The sequence below is a fragment of the Halorubrum sp. SD612 genome (genome assembly GCF_002135005.1).
In genome coordinates this window covers 1,143-3,600 of sequence record NZ_NEWI01000214.1, presented here as the reverse complement: position 1 = coordinate 3,600, position 2,458 = coordinate 1,143, and the positions used below count along the sequence as shown (strand labels likewise).

Sequence of the window (2,458 nt, the reverse complement as noted above, 5' to 3'; positions counted from 1 at the left end):
AAGCGAGGCGGGCCGAGGAGCGCGCCCGCGAGGGCGACGCCGAGGGCACGAATCGACAGCTGGCGAACGTGCTCGACCGGATCGCGCGGATCGAAGAGCGGCTCGCGGCCGCGCGGGCCGGGCTCCCGCCCGGGCTCGCGAACGCGACCGGAAAGCGGATCGAACAGGCGACCAAGCGCGTCGAGCAGGCGCGGAACTCCGAGAAGCTGTAGGCGACAGCGGGCTCGACGCCGTTGCGGCCCGCGGGGCCGCGTGTCACGGCCCACCACTGGATGGAAAGCTATACGACGCCGAGCCGACCACGGGTATATAAGCAGATGTCTCAGGAGGGATACGACCACGCGACGGTCGAGGAACGCTGGCAGGAGGCGTGGGACGACGCCGACGTCTACCACGTCCCGGACGAGGCCTCGGACCCGACGTACGTCCTCGGGATGTACCCGTACCCGTCCGGGAAGCTCCACATGGGCCACGTCCGCAACTACACCATCACGGACGCGTACGCGCGCTACCGCCGGATGCGGGGAGACGACGTGCTCCACCCGATGGGGTGGGACGCGTTCGGGCTGCCCGCCGAGAACGCCGCCAAGGAGCGCGACACGAACCCCCGCGACTGGACGTTCGACTGTATCGGCACGATGAAGGGACAGATGAAGTCGATGGGGTTCGGCTACGACTGGGACCGCGAGGTCACCACCTGTACCCCCGACTACTACCGGTGGAACCAGTGGCTGTTCCGCCGCTTCCACGAGGCCGGCCTCGTGGAGCGCCGCGACGCCGAGGTGAACTGGTGTCCCTCCTGCGAGACCGTCCTCGCCGACGAGCAGGTCGAGGGCGACGCGGAGCTGTGCTGGCGCTGCGACACCCCCGTCGAGACCCGCGAGCTCGACCAGTGGTTCCTGAAGATAACCGAGTACGCCGACGAGCTGCTGGAGGCCATCGACGGGCTGGAGGGGTGGCCGAACTCGGTCCGGCAGATGCAGCGCAACTGGATCGGGCGGCAGTACGGGAGCGAAGTGGACTTCGAGGTCAGCGAGGCGCGGAGCGCCTCGAACGGACGCGGCGAGGGGACCGAGCCGCGGGAGTACGGCCCCGTCACCGCGTTCACGACCCGGATCGACACCATCTACGGCGCGACGTTCTTCGCGCTCGCGCCGGACCACCCGATCAGCGAGGAGCTGGCCGCGGAGGACGACGACGTCCGACGGTTCATCGAGGAGGAGGCCGACCCCGACGGCGACGAGCCGAACGGCGTCGCGACCGGGCTCACCGCCACCAACCCCGCCACGGGCGAGGAGATCCCCGTCTTCGTCGCCGACTTCGTCCTCTCGGACGTGGGGACCGGCGCGCTGATGGCCGTGCCCGCCCACGACGAGCGCGACCACGCGTTCGCGACCGAGAAGGGCGTCGAGATCCGCCCCGTGATCGCGCCGGAGCCGGACGACCCGGCCGGCGAGACCGCCCCGGACGCGCCCGAGGTGGAGGAGGAGGCGTTCACCGACGACGGCGTCCTCGTCGACTCGGGCGAGTACAGCGGCCTCGACAGCGAGACGGCCCGCGAGCGGATCACCGAGGACGTCGAGAGCGCCGAGCCGGCCACGCAGTACCAGCTGCGCGACTGGGGGATCTCCCGCCAGCGTTACTGGGGGACGCCGATCCCGATGGTCCACTGCGACGACTGCGGCGCCGTGCCGGTGCCCGACGAGGACCTGCCCGTCGAGCTGCCCGAGTTCATCAACACGACCGGGAACCCGCTGGACGCCGCCGACGAGTGGCAGGAGACGACCTGTCCCGACTGCGGCGGGCCCGCGACCCGCGAGACCGACACGATGGACACGTTCGTCGACTCCTCGTGGTACTTCCTGCGGTACGTCTCGCCGGCCCTCGACGACGCCCCCTTCGACCTCGACCGCGCGAACGACTGGATGCCGGTCGACCAGTACGTCGGCGGCATCGAGCACGCCGTGATGCACCTGCTGTACTCGCGGTTCTTCACGAAGGTGCTCGCCGACGAGGAGGACTTAGCGCACCGCGAGCCGTTCACGAACCTGCTGGCGCAGGGGATGGTCCAGCTGGAGGGCGAGAAGATGTCCAAGTCGAAGGGGAACGTCGTCTCGCCCCAGCGCATCGTCGACGAGTACGGCGCCGACACCGCGCGGCTGTTCATGATGGAGGCCGCCCAGCCAGAGCGCGACTTCGACTGGTCCGAGGAGGGCGTCCGCTCGACCCACCGCTTTTTGACCCGGCTCGACGGCCTCGTCGGGGACTACGCCGCGGGCGACGTGGTGACCGCCGGCGACGGCGACGCCGAGGCCGCCGAGCGCGACGAGATCGACGAGTACGTCGCCGACGAGACGGACGCCGCGGTCGCCATCGCGGGCGCGGAGTACGACGACCTGACGTTCAACGTCGCGCTCCGCGAGGCGCAGGACCTCGTGGGGACGCTCCGGAGCTACCG

2 protein-coding genes are annotated in these 2,458 nt (G+C 70.5%); both read left to right on the top strand.

Annotated elements, in window-relative coordinates; genetic code table 11:
• On the top strand, window positions 1-212 hold a 212-nt coding region (locus B9G38_RS15275; protein WP_143415510.1), incomplete at its 5' end, for a hypothetical protein.
• A gap of 105 nt (window positions 213-317) precedes the next feature.
• A partial coding sequence (leuS, locus tag B9G38_RS15270) for a leucine--tRNA ligase (protein ID WP_233127238.1) occupies window positions 318-2,458 on the top strand: 2,141 nt, incomplete at its 3' end.